This window comes from Maribacter orientalis (assembly GCF_900109345.1).
Taxonomy (GTDB): domain Bacteria; phylum Bacteroidota; class Bacteroidia; order Flavobacteriales; family Flavobacteriaceae; genus Maribacter; species Maribacter orientalis.
In genome coordinates, this window is record NZ_FNZN01000011.1 from 49326 (window position 1) to 68029 (window position 18704).

Annotated in this window: 14 protein-coding genes; 9 read left to right on the forward strand and 5 right to left on the reverse strand. The window is 37.2% G+C overall.

All coding sequences use genetic code 11. The features are described from left to right. Positions 1-28: 28 nt before the first annotated feature. A complete protein-coding gene (moaA, locus tag BMY56_RS16970; RefSeq protein ID WP_091627033.1) occupies positions 29-1012 on the reverse strand; it encodes a GTP 3',8-cyclase MoaA in 984 nt (327 codons plus the stop codon). Positions 1013-1101: 89 nt separating this feature from the next. On the opposite strand from moaA, the gene BMY56_RS16975 reads away from it, so the two are divergent. Further along, positions 1102-2208: an XdhC family protein gene (locus BMY56_RS16975; protein ID WP_143057839.1), complete on the forward strand. Its 1107-nt coding sequence runs from the start codon at positions 1102-1104 to the stop codon at positions 2206-2208. On the opposite strand, the gene BMY56_RS16980 is transcribed toward BMY56_RS16975, so the two are convergent. Then, positions 2205-3476, reverse strand: coding sequence for a cysteine desulfurase family protein (locus BMY56_RS16980; RefSeq protein WP_143057840.1), 1272 nt, complete (start codon positions 3474-3476; stop codon positions 2205-2207). The two genes, BMY56_RS16975 and BMY56_RS16980, sit on opposite strands and share 4 nt — an antisense overlap. 105 nt (positions 3477-3581) lie before the next feature. Between BMY56_RS16980 and BMY56_RS16985 the strand changes: the two genes are divergently transcribed. The 8 genes from BMY56_RS16985 (at position 3582) to BMY56_RS17020 (ending at position 11669) form a co-directional block, all read left to right on the forward strand. After that, positions 3582-4451, forward strand: a complete 870-nt coding sequence (locus BMY56_RS16985) for an FAD binding domain-containing protein (RefSeq protein ID WP_091627041.1) — start codon at positions 3582-3584, stop codon at positions 4449-4451. A gap of 6 nt (positions 4452-4457) precedes the next feature. Next, positions 4458-4949 carry a (2Fe-2S)-binding protein gene (locus tag BMY56_RS16990; protein ID WP_091627044.1) on the forward strand — a complete coding sequence of 164 codons (492 nt, stop codon included), beginning with the start codon at positions 4458-4460 and terminating at the stop codon, positions 4947-4949. Positions 4950-4973: 24 nt separating this feature from the next. Then, positions 4974-7340, forward strand: coding sequence for an aerobic carbon-monoxide dehydrogenase large subunit (locus BMY56_RS16995; RefSeq protein ID WP_091627047.1), 2367 nt, complete (start codon positions 4974-4976; stop codon positions 7338-7340). Positions 7341-7565: 225 nt separating this feature from the next. Further along, positions 7566-8036, forward strand: coding sequence for an SRPBCC family protein (locus tag BMY56_RS17000; protein ID WP_079512196.1), 471 nt, complete (start codon positions 7566-7568; stop codon positions 8034-8036). A gap of 66 nt (positions 8037-8102) precedes the next feature. Further along, complete coding sequence (locus BMY56_RS17005) at positions 8103-8975, forward strand: AAA family ATPase (RefSeq protein ID WP_091627049.1); 873 nt, start codon at positions 8103-8105, stop codon at positions 8973-8975. A 91-nt stretch (positions 8976-9066) separates the two neighbouring features. Then, the gene (locus BMY56_RS17010; protein WP_091627052.1) at positions 9067-10203 is read left to right on the forward strand and encodes a vWA domain-containing protein; all 1137 of its coding nucleotides are present in this window, start codon (positions 9067-9069) and stop codon (positions 10201-10203) included. Beyond that, positions 10196-11197 (forward strand): XdhC family protein, encoded by a 1002-nt coding sequence (locus BMY56_RS17015; protein WP_091627056.1) that lies wholly within the window; start codon positions 10196-10198, stop codon positions 11195-11197. The genes BMY56_RS17010 and BMY56_RS17015 overlap by 8 nt, the downstream gene beginning before the upstream one ends. A gap of 64 nt (positions 11198-11261) precedes the next feature. Next, the gene (locus tag BMY56_RS17020) at positions 11262-11669 is read left to right on the forward strand and encodes a hypothetical protein (RefSeq protein ID WP_091627058.1); all 408 of its coding nucleotides are present in this window, start codon (positions 11262-11264) and stop codon (positions 11667-11669) included. 93 nt (positions 11670-11762) lie between these two features. Here the strand turns inward: BMY56_RS17020 and BMY56_RS17025 are convergent, their stop codons facing one another. From BMY56_RS17025 to BMY56_RS17035, 3 genes are all read right to left on the reverse strand, one after another. Continuing rightward, positions 11763-14162: a penicillin acylase family protein gene (locus tag BMY56_RS17025; RefSeq protein WP_091627061.1), complete on the reverse strand. Its 2400-nt coding sequence runs from the start codon at positions 14160-14162 to the stop codon at positions 11763-11765. A 205-nt stretch (positions 14163-14367) separates the two neighbouring features. Continuing rightward, a complete protein-coding gene (locus BMY56_RS17030; protein WP_091627149.1) occupies positions 14368-15660 on the reverse strand; it encodes an amidohydrolase family protein in 1293 nt (430 codons plus the stop codon). A gap of 45 nt (positions 15661-15705) precedes the next feature. Next, on the reverse strand, positions 15706-18660 hold the full coding sequence (locus BMY56_RS17035) for an amidohydrolase family protein (protein ID WP_091627064.1): 2955 nt from the start codon (positions 18658-18660) through the stop codon (positions 15706-15708). Positions 18661-18704 lie beyond the last annotated feature (44 nt).

Here is an 18704-nt window from a genome sequence, read left to right on the forward strand (position 1 = left end):
AAGCAATTTGAAATTCCAGAGAGTTTGTTTATCCGCCGATACTACTCATACTTTGCATTGCCGATGCAGGAGAAGTACGCATTTTTTCAGCTTCAAATCCGTCTTTTGGTTTCAAGCGAACGATTTCTCTGAATTTATTTGCCAGTTCTTCATCGGAAACTCCTGATCGCATATAATCACGAATATTAAAAACACCATCATCATATAAGCAACTTTTAATTTCTCCTTTGGATGAAATCCGAAGTCGATTACACGTATTACAGAACGTTCTTGAAAATGCTGCAATAATACCGATATTTCCTTTATACTCGGGAACGGAAAGTAAACTTGCTGTATCACCATGTTTGCCTGGAAGTTTTTCCAATTCAGAATAATGGGCTTTTAAATCCGTATATATATCACGGGCAGAATACATTTCTACATTTTCTTTATAACCACCGTTAAATGGCATTTCTTCAATAAAACGAACATCTACTGGATGGTCCTTGGCCAATTCTGCCAAGGATATAATATCCTGAGTATTGATACCTTTCATGATAACCGCATTAAGTTTGATTTTAAAGCCGTTGTCGACCAACATATGAAAGGTCTGCATCACTTTTTCAAAATCATCACGACGGGTGATTTTATGAAAACGTTCCTTATCCAACGAATCGATACTAAGGTTGATTTTTGTGATTCCTAATTCCTTTAATTTCGGAATATGTTTTTGCAAAAGAGTACCATTTGATGTAATGTGAATAGACTTGTAATCGTTTAGACCTGCGGTATTCTCTAATAATTTCATGAAATCTTTACGAAGAAATGGTTCTCCACCGGTAAACCTTACTTTTTGAAAACCCAGTTTGCCCAACACTTTTAGTAATCGGGTAATTTCTTCATAACTTAGCAAATGTGCCTTGGGTTCATAGGTGATACCTTCTGAAGGCATGCAATAAAAGCACCGTAAATTACAGCGGTCCGTCACGGCAATACGCACATAATCTATCGTTCTGTCAAAGGAATCTTTCATTTTCTTTATTAGCAATTAGAACATTGAATATAGCTAAATTTAGATATATTAGAGGAGATATTGCTAAAAGAAAAAGAACTTATACGAACATGAAAGAAATAAAATCAATTCTGCAGCTTTATAATTCATTTAAGAATTCAGGTGAAAAATGTGCCATTGCACAAGTAGTTCGCGTAGAAGAATCATCATATCGAAGAGAAGGTGCTAGAATGCTAGTTTTCGAATCGGGTGTTTTCGAAGGTGGAATTAGTGGTGGATGTTTAGAGGGTGATGCCCTGCAACGCTCTCAAATAGCTATTTTAAAACAACAACCATCAATAGTTACCTATGATACATCTAAGGAAAACGAAATAGGGGTGGGTCTTGGCTGCAATGGAGTTATTGATGTCTTGATTTCACCAATTTCGGAAGACTCCTCCACTTTGAAAATGCTACAGAAATGTGTTTCAGACAGAGATTTTCATGTTATCGCAACCGTGACTGCGCTAAATACTGATATTGATACGATACATTTGGGTAGAAGCTTTTATTATGATAAGAATTCGGCATCTTTAGAAGATTGTAAGCATGATGGATTGCGGAATTTTCTTCAAAATAAAATTCAAGACGTTTTGGGAAATCAAAAATCGATGACCTTTCATTTTGAGGAGGAAGGGGTGAAGGCTAGTGTTTTTATTGAAATGATTCCGCCACAATTTCACTTGGCAATTTATGGCGATAATTATGATGTTTACCCGTTACTGGAAATGGCCAAGTTGATGGATTGGGACGTGAGTTTGGTTGGTAATGTCCAAAAACTCAAAAAGGAAAAGTTACAATCAGTAAAAAATATATACCCAAAGGATTTTGAAGAACGGCCAGTAATCGATAACCGAACAGCTATCATTCTAATGGCCCATGACTATAAAACAGATTATGCAAATTTGCAAAAATTGATAAAAAGTGCGTCGCCATATATTGCTTCTTTGGGTCCGAGAAAGCGTTTTGATAAAATGATAACTGAATTTAAGGCAAACGGAATCGAATTTTCCGAGCAAGAAACACAACGTATTTTTGCTCCTTGTGGTTTAGAAATCGGGGCCAATACTCCCGAAGAAATAGCCATGAGTTTGTTTAGCGAAATTTTAAGTGTTTTTTCTGGAAATACTGGTGGGATGCTACGGAACAAGGTTGGACCTATTCATCAGCGTGTTTAAAGAGCTCTCCGCTCCCAAAGAATATTACTATCCCGTTGCTTAGCAACCTCATTAGTTATAATTTCAATTGCCTTTTCAATATCACTTTCTGAAGTATATCGTCCAATACTCAAGCGCAAAGAAGCATAGGCTAAACTACGTTCAACACCCATGGCGGTTAGAACATGGGAAGGTTCTACCGAGGCAGAATTACATGCTGATCCGTTTGAGAGAGCAATTTGTCTACTAAGAGCCGTTAGTAGATTGGTTCCGTCCACATAAGGGAAAGAAATATGTACTGTATTTGGTAATCGCTGGGAAGTAGTACTATTCGATATTGCTAATTCAATTTTGAGCAAACCTTTTTCTAGCTTATTTCGTAAAGTTCCCAAGCGTTCTATTTCTACCTTTAAATTATCATTGGCCAATGCAATAGCTTTTGAAAAACCGACTATTAAAGGTGTGTTAAGTGTACCACCTCTTTGATTTTTTTGTTGACCTCCTCCTTGGATCAAACTAGGTAAACCATTTCCGTCCTCATTATCCTTTATAAATACCAATCCAATTCCTTTAGGACCATATATTTTATGAGCTGAAAAACACGCGAAATCTACTAGCTTAAATACTTTGCTTAAATCTACTTTCCCTAAAGCTTGGGTAGTATCGGAAAATAGCAAACTTCCATTTTCATGAGTTAGTTTTGATATTTCATCTAAGGGTTGAATTGTACCTGTTTCATTGTTGGCGTATAAAATAGACACCAGAATGGTATCAGGGCGTAGCATTTTGTTTAACATTTCCGTGGAAATCAACCCTTCAGAATCAACGTCCAAATAAGTAACCTCAAAACCATCTTCTTCCAAGAAAGCACATGTATCCAAAACAGCCTTATGTTCTGATTTTGTTGTAATGATATGATTTCCTTTGGATTGCATTTTGCGAGCAATCCCTTTTAAAACCATATTAATACTCTCTGTAGCACCAGAAGTATATACTAAACTTCTTGGCGAAATACCTAAATTCTTGGCAATTATAAGTGTAGCATCTTCAATAGCGCTTTTTGCTAACCAACCATAGGGATGATGACTACTTGATGGATTTCCAAAATCCTGATAAAAATAGGGTAGCATACAATCTACTACTTCTTTAAGGCAAGGAGTCGTTGCATTGTAATCAAAATAGAGTTGGGAGTACATTTGTTGGGCTTCGTCGATTTCTACATTAAAGGTAAGTATTAAATAATTTTTGATGCTTACAAGTTTCAGAATGTTGTAATAAGAATGAGTCAAGGTTATATTTTTATTAAATTTTTGACAAATGACCTATGTCATTGTTATTTTAATGTATTTAGGGTATATTTATTACTTATTACGTAATTTAATTCCTAAAATATTATGATTCCAGCTAATTTCAATTACCACAAGGCTACTACTTTGAAAGAAGCGATTGCCTTGTCACAAGAGCTTGGCGAAGAAGCGAAATACATGTCTGGCGGACACAGTCTATTGCCGATGATGAAACTTCGTTTTGCCACTCCAGAACACATTATCGATATCAGTAAAATTAATGGGCTCTCTTATATTAAAGAGGAAGGTGACCTTTTGAAAATTGGGGCCTTGACTACTCAAAGCGAGTTGGAGCATAATGATTTACTGAAAAAATCATATCCAATATTTGGTGATGCGGTTTGGTTAACTGCTGATCCTTCGGTTAGAAACTTTGGAACTATAGGAGGTAATATCGCCCATGGTGATGCAGCCAATGATCAACCTGCATTAATGTTAGCACTGCGAGCGACAATAATTGCTGAAGGCGTTGATGGAAAAAAATCAATTTCAATCGATGATTTTTTTCATGGATTTTATATGACAGCTTTGGAGTTTGGTGATATTCTAACTGAAATTCAAATTCCAAAAACAAAAAAGAATAGCGGTGGGGCATATCATAAGGTTGAACGTAAAGTTGGTGATTATGCAACGGCTGGTGTTGCCGTTCATGTTGAACTAGACGACGATGGGATATGCCAAGAAATAGGTATCGGACTAACTAATGTTAGCGCAGTGCCGATGCGATTGGAAAGAGGAGAGGAAATACTTCGTGGTAAAAAAATAACTGACGATTTAATTGAGCAGTTAGGTGTAATTGCAAGCGAAGATTGTGAGCCGGAATCTGATTTAAGAGGTTCGGAAGCGTATAAACGGTCGATAGTAAATACGATAACAAAACGAATGTTGAACAAGGCTTTAGAGAGAGCAAGAAAATAAAGAATTATGGCAAAACATAAAGTAACAATGACAATAAATGGAAAGAGCGTTACTGCCGAGGTAGATTCGCGCTTGCTCTTGGTTCATTTTATTCGAGAAAATTTAGATATGACAGGTACACATATTGGATGTGATACATCGAGTTGTGGTGCGTGTACTATTTTAATAGATGGGAAATCGGTCAAGTCTTGCACCTACTTGACGGTTCGAGCTGACGGCGCCGATATTACGACTATCGAAGGTATAGCTGTTGAGGGTACAAACCATCCGTTGCAAAAAGCATTTCATGACCAGCATGGTCTGCATTGTGGCTTCTGTACTCCTGGAATGATAATGAGGTCAATAGATTTGTTGAAAACAAACCCGAACCCTACTGAAAAAGAAATACGTTGGGGTATTTCGGGAAATCTTTGTAGATGTACTGGGTATAACAATATCGTAAAATCTGTACAGCAAGCTGCGGCAGAAATGGCTAAAGAAAAAGAAGCTTCAGTCTAAGTCTAACCTCTAAATAAATTAAATATGTTTAAATGTAAAACATCACCAGAGGTTGGCGGAATGGGCCACTCTGTAAAACGAAAAGAAGATGCACGTTTTTTACACGGCAAAGGTAAATATACCGATGATGTGAAATTACCTGGCATGTTGCATATGGTCATCGTGCGTAGTCCTTACGCCTATGCCAAAATCTTAAGTATCAATAAAGAAAAAGCATTGGCCATTGATGGGGTTTTAGCTGTCATTACTGGGGAAGACCTAGCGCAATACAATTTGCATTGGATGCCTACATTACTTTCAGATTCACAAATGGTATTGCCGACCGATACGGTTATGCACCAATCTCAAGAAGTGTGTGCTGTTATTGCAACAGATAGATATATTGCTGTTGATGGAGCAGAAGCTGTAGATGTTCAATACGAGCCGATGAAGGCTATCGTAAATCCCTTTAAAGCACTGGATGAGGATGCACCTTTGTTACGCCCAGATAAGGAAGGACAAAAAGACAATCATATTTATCATTGGGAACGCGGCGAAAGGGAAAAAACGGATGCTGCTATTGCCGCTGCTGATGTGGTTGTAAAGGAACGTATTCATCTACCAAGAATTCATGTTGCTTCTATAGAAACTTGTGGTGTAGTTGCCTCTTATGATAAGGATACGGAAAAAATGTTGATTTATTTAACATCTCAGGCACCACACGCTATTCGTACTATTTTAGCCTTGGTTGCAGGGCACGTTGGACTATCTGAAGAAAAAATTCGAATTATTGCCCCGGATATTGGAGGCGGTTTTGGAGGAAAGGTACCTGTATATCCTGGCTATGTGATAGCCATTGCAGCTTCTTTCTTAATAGGAAAACCAGTGAAATGGATTGAAGATCGTTCTGAGAACCTGGTTAATGGCTTTGCACGTGATTATCATATGGATTGCGAATTAGCCGCTACCAAAGATGGTAAAATTCAGGCCTTTAAGGTTTCGACTTTAGCGGATCATGGGTATACCGATTCTTCTGCGAATCCTTCGAAATATCCTACGGGAATGTTCTCTATCTGCACAGGTTCTTATGATTACGAACATGCTTTTGCAGAATTAGACGCGGTATATACAAACAAAGCACCAGGTGGTGTAGCCTATCGTTGCTCTTTTCGTGTAACGGAAGCTGTGCATGCTATTGAGCGTATGGTTGATAAATTGGCTGCTGAAATAGGTAAAGATCCTGCGCAATTACGTTTCGAAAACTTTATTAAGAAAGAGGATTTTCCTTATGCTTCTCCCTTAGGATGGAGCTATGATAGTGGTGATTACAAACAAACGTTGGAGAAAGCCATGGATATGATTGGCTACGCCGATTATAAAAAAGAGCAAGCTGAAAAGCGAGCCCAAGGAAAATTAATGGGAATAGGTATTTGCACTTTTACCGAAGTAGTAGGTGCAGGACCTTCTAAAGATTTTGATATTTTAGGAATCAAGATGTTCGATAGCGCCGAAATACGTGTACATCCTACAGGAAAGGCATTGGCACGCTTTGGTACCAAGTCACAAGGTCAAGGTCATGAAACTACTTACGCTCAGATTCTAGCGGAAGAATTGGGAATTCCTTACACCGATATAGAAATTGATGAAGGAGATACCGATACCGCTCCTTATGGTTTAGGTACTTATGCGAGTAGAAGTACACCAACGGCTGGTGCGGCAGCAGCAATCGCAGCGCGTAAATTACGTGATAAGGGTAAGAAGATTGCCGCGCATTTGTTGGAAGTAAGCGAAGAGGATATTGAATGGGAAGTGGGCAAGTACTTTGTGAAAGGTGCTCCTGAAAAGTCTAAAACGATTCAAGATGTAGCCTTTGCTGCGTATACGAATTTCCCAGAAGGAATGGAACCCGGATTTGAAGCAACACATTACTATGATCCACCAAATTTAACGTTCCCTAATGGCGCTTATATATGTGTGGTTGAGGTAGAGGAAGAAACTGGTGCGATAGATGTGAAACGCTTTGTGGCTATCGATGACTGTGGAAATATTATCAATCCAATGATTGTAGAAGGCCAAATTCATGGCGGATTAACGCAAGGAATTGCCCCTGCAATGTATGAAGGTATCGTTTATGACGATGAAGGAAATGTTCTAAATGGAACACTTATGGATTATTTAGTGCCTACAGCAGTAGAATCGCCACATTGGGAAACCGGTCACACGATTACACCATCACCACACCATCCATTAGGTGCAAAAGGTGTTGCTGAATCGCCAACGGTAGGTGCGCCACCTGCAATTGCCAACGCGATAATCGATGCATTGTATCCGTTAGGAATTAAGCATTTGGATATTCCTATTACTCCTGATAAGGTTTGGGATGCTATTCAAGTAGCAAAAGCGAAAGCATGATAAAGTATTTGGTTAGAAGTTTCAAATGCAAAGAACAAAGGAAAATAAAGTGGATCCTCTCTTCTAATAATGGGAGGTATCTAACTTTGTTTAACTAAGGGTTTGAAAGCCCAAGTCATTAGGGTAGGGTAGTATTTAGTTTAGAAAGCCCTTTACTTGAATTAGCCATTTAGTAAAAATAAATAGGTTCTCACCTTTGTGGGAATGAAATAAAATTGCACTACTATGAAAACACAATTAGATAAATCATTCGAAGTGCCCCAAAGCACAGAACTGGTCTGGGAACACCTAATAGATCCAGAAAAAATAATGGACTGCGTACCAGGTGTCACGATAGATGAAAAGGTGGGTGAAAATCATTATAAGGGGAAAGTTGGTATGAAATTCGGTCCTATGGGGGTCAAATACGATGCCGATATCCATTATAATGAAATTGATAAAGCGAACCGCAAAATTATTATTACAGGTGAAGGTGTTGATTCTAAGGGTAATGGTAATGCCGAAATGATGATGACCATTGATCTTAGTGAACGTGCTGAAGGTGGAGTGAAATTAGATGCCATTATGGACGTTACGGTAAACGGGAAAATAGCACAATTTGGTTCTCGTTTAATTACAACGGTATCCAATCAACTTTTTAAGCAGTTTGTTTCAAATTTTTCAAAGAAACTTGCCGAGGCAGAGGCAGCAGCATAGCTAGACTAATTATCTATAATAATAAAGCTATGCTGGGGACAGCATAGCTTTTCTAAATTAAAGCTATTGAACAAAGACATCGAAAAGCTTATAAAAGATTTTTATGAGCACGACTATATTCTAAATGAAGAACTGGCAACTTCTATTTTTCTTTTGAAAAATTTAGAGAAACCTTTATTGTTAGAAGGTAATCCAGGAGTTGGTAAGACCATGTTGGCCAAAACTTTGGCCGAACATTTGGGAACAAATTTAATTCGTTTGCAATGTTATGAAGGTTTGGATGTAAGTACTACCATTTATGAATGGAATTACCAAAAGCAGCTTTTACACATTAAGCTTTTTGAGCAGGATGAAGATAAGTTGGCGCTTCAAAATCAGATTTTTGGAATGGATTATATACTTCAACGCCCCTTGTTACAGGCAATTAGTGCTGATAAACCTGTGGTACTCTTGATTGATGAGATTGATAGGGCCGATGAAGAATTTGAAGCATATCTGTTAGAATTGCTTTCAGATTTTCAAATTAGTATTCCTGAATTGGGAACGATAAAAGCAAAATCAAAACCATTGGTGATTTTGACTTCCAATCGAACTCGAGAGCTCAGTGATGCTTTACGACGACGGTGTTTATATCATTGGGTTGACTTTCCATCAAAGATGGGGGAGATTAATATCATTGCAAAAAAACTTCCGAATATAGATGAAGCATTGGCAACACAGGTGGTTACTTTTATTCATAATTTGAGAAAGTCAAGTTTACATAAACCACCAGGTATTGCAGAATCTCTAGATTGGGCAAAAACCTTGTTGTTAATGAATCAAAAGAATATCACTGATGAGATTGTAAAAACAACAATTGGTAGTGTTTTGAAACATAAAGATGATGTAGAGTTTGTGAAGAACAAGTCTGTTCAGGAATTTTTATATCCTATTGATTAGAATGTCATCCTAAGCGGAATTCAAGATTCACAACGTTGTAAAAAAAAAGTAGGCTCAATTACAATTTTAAAAATCAAAATTTCTATAATCCGTGCAAGCTGTAGAAAAAACTTTTAAAGAACGTCTCATCGACTTTACCATGTATTGTCGAGAGCGTCAGTTTGTTTTGGGTCCACAAGAAACTAGGGATGCATTTGAAGTTGCAGGGCGAGGCTGGGTTTTAGACCGTAAACTGTTTCAGTACAGTTTAAAGGCAATTTATTGTAAACGTAAAGAGCATTTTGATCGATTTGATGAAATGTTCGATCGTTTTTGGAGTCGTTATTACGAAGAGAAATTAGAACAACGTAAAAAACAAATCAAACAACTTAAAAAGGAAAAAGAAACAGCCACAGTTATATTCTTGGGAACTGAATTTAAAGTACCCAAGAAGGAAGTCAAAGAACAAGAGGCTAAGGAAACTGTTGGAGCAAATGAGAGTATACGCCTAAGACTTACCGATTTTTCTAAGGTAAATGTTGCCGACAAGGAAAAGTTGGAAGAATTGGCCGAAGAGCTTTTTCATCAAATGAGTATGCGTTTTAAACGTAGGCTTGAGAATGCTAACAAAGGAACAATCGATATTCGAAATACGATTCGCCACGGAATTTCTAAAGGAGGAATGTTGTTGGATTTATCCTATAAAAGAAAACGCAAAGAAAAGCGAAAAGTAGTTTTTATTCTCGATGTAAGTGGTTCTATGGATACTTATAGCTATTATCTTTTACGATACGTGATGGTGTTAAAGAAGTATTTTAAAAGCCTTGAATTTTTTACCTTTAGTACAACCTTGACACATGTTACCCCAATGCTGCGACAAAACAACGAACAGGAAGTTTTAAAGCAGATTGGTAAGAATGTAAATTCGTGGTCAAGTGGCACTAAGATAGGGGAGTCACTTACGGAATTTCTTTCTGAATATGGGAGTAAATTTTTGAGCCAAAAACATATTGTAGTGATTTTGAGTGACGGACTTGAAACCGGAAATGTAACAGTGCTTAGGGAAGCTGTAAGAACGATACGCAGAAAATGCAAAACCTTAGTTTGGCTGAATCCGTTAAAAGGTATGGAAGGTTATCAGCCCATTCAAAAAGGAATGGTGAATGTAATGCCTCATTTAGATGCATTTGAATCAGCACACAACTTGGATAGTTTATTAAAATTAGAAAAATTATTAATGGATGTTTAACGAACTCGCGTTACAAATAGAAAAGCACTTGGCCAAAGGCTCCAACTTTGCCATTGCACAAGTGGTAGACCGTATAGCCCCAAGTTCAGGTAAAATAGGGGATAAGGCTATTATTTTGGAAAACGGAGAGCTTATCGGTTGGATAGGTGGTGGTTGTGTGCGTGGTATCGTTATCAAAGAAGCCTTAGACGTTATTAAAAGCAAACGCTACCGACGCGTGCGTATTTCTCCTGAAGGTGGTACACGTTCTACAGCTACGTTTAAAGAATATGTTATGTCATGTCAAAGCAAAGGAACCCTAGAAATTATGATAGAACCTGTAATACCACAACCCGAATTGATTGTAGTGGGTAAGAGTAATATTGCACGTAAATTGGTGCAAATGGCTTCGGCCGCTGATTTTAGAGTATCTGTGATGGCGACTGATGCCGATTTACTAATGTTTCCATCGGCCAATAGTGTTTCTGATAAAGTTGATTTTAGCACTTTTAAAAATTTAACAAATACATATATAATTATTACAACCCAAGGCGAAGACGATGAGCTCTCTGTAAAGAAAGCCTTAGAAACTTCTGTAAATTATGTTGGCTTTGTAGCTAGTTCTAAAAAGTCAGTTGACATAAAAACGTATTTGATTAACGAAGGTATTTCCGAAGAGCGTATTGCTGATTTACGTAGCCCAGTAGGATTGGATATTAATGCCAAACTTGCTAGTGAAGTTGCAATTAGTATTCTTGCCGAAGTTATTGACGATTTTCGTAAAGAAAAATCCAGTACTGGTTCTTGTTGTGGTAGTGCTGAACGCTCCAAAACCGAGGATGATGTAAATGATCAATTTAATGAGGAGTATTATATAAATCCTGTTTGCAATGTACCTGTTTCCAAGAAAAATCCAAAACATATAGTAGAATACGCAGGGCAGAAGGTGTATTTCTGTTGTGATGGTTGTAAGGTCAGTTTTGAGAAAGAACCTGAGAAATACTTGAAAATTTAGTTTTTATATAGTTAATATTTTACATTTAATATCATTAGGAATAATAAGAAATTGTAAGACAATTATGAATCCAATACTCAAAAATGTTCTGGCTGTTCTTGTAGGCATCGTCATTGGTAGCATTGTAAATATGGGAATTATAATGATTAGTGGGTCTGTTATTCCACCACCTGAAGGAGGTGACATCACAACTATGGAAGGTTTGAAAGCTACTATGCATTTATTTGAACCTAAACATTTTGTATTTCCGTTTTTAGCTCATGCCTTGGGTACCTTAGTGGGGGCATTTGTAGCGGCGAAAATTGCAGCAACCAGAAAGCAACTTATGGCCTTATTAATTGGTGTGTTTTTCTTAATCGGTGGTTCTATAAATATATCAATGTTAGGCGGCCCTATGTGGTTCAATACCTTAGACGTACTGATGGCTTATATTCCAATGGCTTATTTTGGCTGGTTGTTGGCTAAAAAATAATTTTCTTAAACATAGCTATTCCCACTTAGTAAGTAATGATTCATTGCTTATATAGTGGGAATACGTTTTTTTTGACCAATGCTATTGTAGTTATTATTTCTCTATAGGATTTAAAATCTGGGTACGTACCGCTACAGAATCAATTTTAGATTTAGAGTAGTATAATGGGAAATATTGGTCATTTGCCCAAGGTTCAAATAGATTGCTATAGAATGGACTGTCTGGATTTCCAGATTGCCCAGGGCCATTGGTGGCTAGCGATGCATCCCAATCACCAGTATTGATTATTACTCTAAATGAGGCACCGCTGCTTTGTCTTGAATTTCCGCCTGTTGAACCTACGGTTTGGCCGTTCCCTCCCCTCGGTAATGGGCCTAAATCTAAATTGTTTTTGGTTGTCTCATTTACAACACTACTTAAAGCATGCTCCATATAGGTATGTTTGTTGTTCACTTGACCATATTGCCAATGGTTTATGTCTGATCCCAATTTGGTTTCTAAATTGGTCACGGCAGCTTTGAAAGCTTCACCTAAAAATTTATTTCTGCCAACTATTGGGTTTGTTCCGAATTTGTTGTCTGGTGTAATGAGCCAATCTAATACTCGCTTCAACTGTAAATCAGGAACAATGCCTTTGCCAGCTTTGGGGACAAACATGTCATAGGATTTCTGCATTATTTGCTCTTCCCATGCAACATAAATTGCTGCAGATATAGAATTAGCCTCCAATTTATAATTCCATTGCTTCAGTTTATCCTTCGCTTCCAAAACCTTATCATTAAAACTAATTGGCTCTAATAAGGGTACTAATTCACGAGCAGGAATAGAAAGATAATCCGTTTGAAGAGCCTTCATATCATTCATTGTCATTTTGTTACCTGATTCCAGCACTTCCTTTATGCGATCACCACGATAAGGATCGGCCCAGGAATATCCTATAGCATCCCAATGGGTATAATCATTTGGCGTTACGTTTTGGTTGGCGGTGGCCAAAAAGCCTTCTTCAGGATTTACACTGTGGGGTTTTTCTATAATTGGTAAATAACCATCCCATTCATAACGTCCATCCCCAGGTACTGGAACAAGACCACTAAAATTTCTACGAATAGGAGCAATGCCTACAGCTTGCCATCCTATTGTTCCTTCTTTATCCGCCCAAATCATATTCTCCCCTGGTATATGACTATAATTACACGCTTCTCTAAATTCTTCCCAATTTTTAGCTTGGTTCATTCTTAGCGATGCTAAATAAGGAGATCCACCAGGCTCGAGCCAAGCACAGCGTACGGCATAAGCAACATTATTTTCTTTGTCCTTAAACGTTACAGGGCCATGAAGGGTATAGGCTAAATCTACTATACTATCTTTTTGACCTTTAATATTTATAGTTTCTGAAATATGTTTCATGTCTACCCATTGGTCCTTATACTTATATTGATTTTGATTCTCAGGATTTAATTCATACACATATAAATCTTCCCCATCAGTTTCAAATACCGTTAGGCCCCAAGCACCATATTCATTATGCCCTATAGAAATACCGGGAATTTCAGGTTCTCCACCTCCTATAACATTCCAGCCAGGAGCAACTAAGTGAGTCATATATCGTAATGATGGAATTGCAATGGTTCTATGTGGATCATTTGCCATGTACGTATGACCATCCTCCATTTGTGAACCATCAACCACCCAATTATTACTTCCAATACCTAAGGAATCAGATTTAACGCTTATAAGGGACATTATCGCTTTCTCTTCACTCGTATTTCGAAATGATGGAATAATGTCTTCTTTTTTAAACTTAACGGTTTTACGATAGGCATTATAAAGTTCTAGGATGTCATTACTTAATAAATTTGTATTGATAACTGGATCAATTTCTATATTCGGTTCTTTTGGGTGTAACCAAAACAGTTCTTTAGTTTTAATGGCACCCAACTTTGCGACGGTACGACCTATCTGAAGTTCTTCGCCTATATTTCCTAAAAGCCCCTGATGTCTAGAAATAACAACTTCTGGTGTCCATTTCTGGGGTTTAATATCTAAAATTTGAAATTCAATAGGTAATAGTTCTGGTGTTTTTAAAATGTTTTCTATGTATGCATTTACCCCATCAGTGTAGGCGGTTATAATTTCAACCCCATCTTCATGGTAATGATTCATTTCGGTCTTCATATCACCTCTAAATTTGAAGAGACGTGTACCGATATCTCTTTTCAGTTCACGTTCTCCTAATATTTCAGAAACTGTACCTGTAGCTTGTCTTCGCCAAATTTCGAATTGAAAAAGGCGGTCTGCCGCAGCGGCATAGCCTTGGGCATAAAAAAGATCATGTTGATTTTTTGCATAGATGTGGTTAATGCCCCATTCATCCCTAACCATCTCAACAGGTTCTTGAAGCCCATCTAGCACCAATTTATCTGATTTGGTTGTTTGTGATTCTTTACAGGAAAAGGTTATGGCCAGGACAAAAAGAATAAAAATGTTTTTCATATGAATATGAGTTTGATGGTTCTAAAAAAAGGGTATGTAAAAAGTCCATAAATTGATCAATTGAATCTTTTGACTATTCGAATTGATTGGACTTTTTAAATACCCTCTTAGTGTTTATATTCAGAGTTGTATTAAAACTGTGATTTTAAAGCTAATGGGTATCAGCTTAAATTTACAGTTTTATTTTATTCTTCCTGCTACTTTTTTATTCTCCTTCGTATTTACCCAAATAACGTTTCCATAGTTCGGTTTGGTGTGTTTCTAGTGAAACTGATCTACCATCTATAAAAGCATGTGTTAGCTGATTACCTGCCATATCTAAGGCATCGCCTTCAGATATAAACAGTGTTGCGCTTTTACCGTTCTCTAAAGTTCCATATAGGTCATCGATTCCTAATATTTTAGCTGTATTACCAGTTAAAAGCTGTACAGCTACTTCTTTATCTAAGCCCTGTTGCACAACTTGTCCAGCATAGAAAGGTAAGTTTCTAGTCTGAAAATTTTCGGCATCACTATTTTGAATGGCTACCATTAACCCTGCATCTACCAATAATTTAGGAAGCTTATAAGGTAAGTCATAGTCATCATCATCATAAACAGGTAAATTGTGTGTGTACTGAACTAAAACCGGAATGTTATTACTCTTTAAAAATTCTGGAATTTTATATGCGTGATATCCTCCTATAAGAACAATCTCTTTGGTGCCGTTGGCTTTTAATGTATTAATGGCATCAATGATTTCCTTTTCACCGTCGGCGTGCACGTATAGCTTCTGACTACCATCAAAAATACCTTTCATTGCTGCAAAAGCAGGATTCACCTCTTTAGAAGTAGATTTGCCATACGCAGCTGCATTTTTGAAAAAAGTAACTACAGCTTGTGTTTGTTCGCCGTAGTCCTTATTTGGTTGGTATCCTCTTTCTTCACCAGCCCACCAACGACCTTGTCTAAATGTATTCGGCCAATTTAAATGCACACCATCGTCTACTTTTATAGCTGCGTCTTCCCAGTTCCATGCATCAAATTGTACTATCGATGAGGTACCAGAAATTCTACCACCTGTAGGCGCTATCTGTGCAATTAAAACCCCATTAGGACGCATGCTTTCAACAACTTTTGACTCTGCATTGTAGGCGATTAAACTTCTTACATGCGGAATAAAGTCACCAAGTTCATCTTCATCTTTAGTTGCTCTTACCGCATCAATTTCAATTAGGCCCAAAGTTTTTGCTGGAGCTATAAACCCGGGATATACATGCTTTCCAGTAGCATCGATTACCTTTCCTTTGCGGGCGATTTTCATTTTAGAATCTCCAACAAAAGTTAGTTTACCATCTTCGAACATGATTAAGGAACTTTCAATTACTTCTCCATTACCCAAATGAGCTGTTGCACCTTCAATGGTGATAGCTTCTGTTTGTTTTGGAGCCGGTGTTTGTTGTGCCATGGTTTGTAAGACCAAACCACAGGCTATTAATAAGGTTATATATTTTTTCATTTTTGTAGTTTTAAATTTTGTGATACTTCGCATAAGTTGATAAATTTAAAGACTTTCACAAGTGAAATCTCTTTTAACACTTTGCTTAGGGCCTTGCGTTTTTTTACCACCGCTTTTTTCTTTAAGCATCATAGTAACCAACTCATTTCGCTCTTTTTTAATCTTTTCACGGTTTTGCTTATCCGTTTCTAAATCGAAATACGTAGTTCCTTCTATCATTGTTCTTTCTGCTTTAGAATAAACTGATAATGGACTACCAGACCATAAAACTACATCTGCATCCTTTCCTTCTTTTATGCTACCTACGCGATCGTCTAAGTGTAAAAGTTTAGCAGGGTTAATGGTAACCATTTTCCACGCTTCCAATTCGGTCATGCCGCCATACTTTATAGTTTTTGCAGCTTCTTGATTTAACCTTCTTATCATTTCTCGATCATCGCTATTAATAGCAGTAACAACACCTTGTTTTTGCATTATAGCAGCGTTGTATGGTATAGCATCATTTACTTCATATTTATACGCCCACCAATCACTAAATGTACCGGCACCTGCACCATGTTCTGCCATTTTATCGGCAACCTTATAACCTTCAAGAATATGAGTAAAGGTGTTTATTCTAAAACCGAAATGTTCTGCAACCTTCATCATCATATTTATTTCGCTCTGAACATAAGAGTGACATGAAATAAAACGTTCGCCATTTAGTATTTCAGCTAAAACTTCCATTTCCTCATCATAACGATACGGCTCTCCATTTTTCTTTTTGGTGTCATATTCCTTAGCTCTTTGAAAATAGTTCATGTAAAGTTGCTCTACACCCATTCGTGTTTGTGGAAAACGAGAGAAACTACCCCAATTACTTTGCTTTACATTTTCACCTAAAGCAAATTTGATAAACTTAGGCGAATTGTCATAGATCAAACCATCGGCCTCTTCGCCCCATTTTAATTTTAAAATTGCTGATCTACCACCTATTGGGTTAGCGGAGCCATGTAATAATTGAAGGGATGTTACGCCCCCGGCAAGGGAATGATATATACCCATATGTTCAGGGTCAACGACATCTTCCATTTTTACTTCGGCAGTGCTATTATGACCTGATTCGTTTACTGCTAATGCAGCTATATGGCTGTGCTCATCAATAATACCAGCAGTTAAATGCTTACCTGTAGCATCTACCACTTTAGCACCTCCTGCGCTTAAGTTGGTACCTATCTTAGCTATTTTTCCATTTTTGATGAGTACATCAGTATTTTTTAGAATACCGGCTTCTTCGCTTGTCCATACCGTAGCATTTTTAAATAAAACGGTTTCTGATTTTGGTTTTGAAGCAAAACCATACCCAACATTCGGGTACATTACAGGCATTACTTTAGGTGCATCCTTAGCTTTGTCATCTTTACCCTCTTTTTCTTCAAAAGCTTTAGATTTAGTAGCTGTGAATTTAGTTTCTGTTCCGTTTGGAAGAACTAACAGACCAGAAAGATTATCAGAGCCTTCTGTTGTGGCTCCAGTCATTCTATACGTATGCTCACCTTTATCTGTAGCAAATGACATAGTCAACCAATTGTTGTCATATGCTATTTTAGAAGTAAGTTTCATGGTATCTTGTTTTACCTCTATTGAAGGTTTTGAAACTTCACCCATTATTGACATAGCGTACATTTTGCCTTGTACGTTTAAGTTGTAATCTCCTCGGATATCTTTTGTATCTATAGAATTGATGACACTTTTTGAACCTTGTACCCAGTTTTCGAATAAGGTTGTTGAACTGTCAAATATATCACCTGAAGTTATTAAGAAGTTCGCGTAAGCACCAGTTTTTAAGGAACCAATTTGATTTGATTTTCCTAAAATTTGAGCCGGTACAGTAGTTAATGCTTCTAAGGCCTTAGTTTTTGGTAGCCCGTATTCAATGGCTTTCATTAATTTTTCCTTGAAATTTGAAGGAGATTTTAAATCATAAGTAGTTAGAGAAAACTGTATGCCGTTGTCTGCCAATACTTTTGGGTTGGTAGGTGCTTGATTCCAAAACCGCATATCCTGCAATGAAACATAACCAACTGCATATGGGTTAGAAATGTCATAGGCATCAGGGAAATTAATTGGAATTATAAATTTCGCATTAGTTGCTTTAATCTCTTCGATTCTTTCAAACTCATTACCACCACCTAAAATGGTATATTGAATTCCATTAGCATCTCCAATTTTATCGGCACGTAAATCATTTCCTTTGTCTTTCGCTTCAAAAATTTGTACTAAATTTTTATTGGCATTCAATGCTTCTAACGAAAGGTCAGTGGTTGTTGAATTGCCTTTTGAATACCAATCGGCATCGCTATACATTTGTCTTAGCAATGCTAAGGCGCCCATTAATGAGCTAGGATATGATTGACCTTTAGCAATACTTTTGTCTAAAGAAAAGTACTGTGCAGACTTATCATCTAGAATACGGTTAGCGTCTGTACCTTCACCATTTAAAGCAATTAAGACTCCAGTTCCTCTCGCAATACCATCTTGAATATGAGAATTTACGACACCAAAACCAGCTTCACGTAAAACTTTGGCCTCCTTATCATCATATTTAAATTGGGCAATGGCTTTATTCTCTGGCATAATGTGATCGTTCCAATAATAGCCATCTCTAGAAGGAGCGTATTCTGCAGATCGCCCACTACCTGGTTTCTTTTTAGGTTGTTCAACTCCAAATTTTGAATAGACATCGATAAAAGAGGGATAAATTGACTTTCCTTTTAGGTCAATAATTATTGAGTTTTTTGGTATGCTGACTGTACTAGATGCACTTACAATTTTACCATGTTGAATTAGTAATGTTCCTTTTTCAATTATTTGTGTTGGAGTAACATAAATTTTGGCGTTGGTAAAAGCCGTGTAGTTATTGTTGTTGACTTTTACCCCTGCATTTTCGGGAAAATATTCTTGAGCAGTTAAAATAGTACTACACCAAAGAAGGCATAGCGCAAAAATTAGTTTTTTCATTATGTTTGGTTTGAATTAGTGCCTTAAAAATACTTGTATTTACC

Coding starts and splice junctions, on each gene's coding strand:
- BMY56_RS16995 (WP_091627047.1), top strand. CDS start 4,974: ATGTTTAAATGTAAAACATCACCAGAGGTTGGCGGAATGGGCCACTCT.
- BMY56_RS16975 (WP_143057839.1), top strand. CDS start 1,102: ATGAAAGAAATAAAATCAATTCTGCAGCTTTATAATTCATTTAAGAAT.
- BMY56_RS17015 (WP_091627056.1), top strand. CDS start 10,196: ATGTTTAACGAACTCGCGTTACAAATAGAAAAGCACTTGGCCAAAGGC.
- BMY56_RS17000 (WP_079512196.1), top strand. CDS start 7,566: ATGAAAACACAATTAGATAAATCATTCGAAGTGCCCCAAAGCACAGAA.
- BMY56_RS17020 (WP_091627058.1), top strand. CDS start 11,262: ATGAATCCAATACTCAAAAATGTTCTGGCTGTTCTTGTAGGCATCGTC.
- BMY56_RS16990 (WP_091627044.1), top strand. CDS start 4,458: ATGGCAAAACATAAAGTAACAATGACAATAAATGGAAAGAGCGTTACT.
- BMY56_RS17035 (WP_091627064.1), bottom strand. CDS start 18,660: ATGAAAAAACTAATTTTTGCGCTATGCCTTCTTTGGTGTAGTACTATT.
- BMY56_RS16985 (WP_091627041.1), top strand. CDS start 3,582: ATGATTCCAGCTAATTTCAATTACCACAAGGCTACTACTTTGAAAGAA.
- BMY56_RS17025 (WP_091627061.1), bottom strand. CDS start 14,162: ATGAAAAACATTTTTATTCTTTTTGTCCTGGCCATAACCTTTTCCTGT.
- BMY56_RS17030 (WP_091627149.1), bottom strand. CDS start 15,660: ATGAAAAAATATATAACCTTATTAATAGCCTGTGGTTTGGTCTTACAA.
- moaA (WP_091627033.1), bottom strand. CDS start 1,012: ATGAAAGATTCCTTTGACAGAACGATAGATTATGTGCGTATTGCCGTG.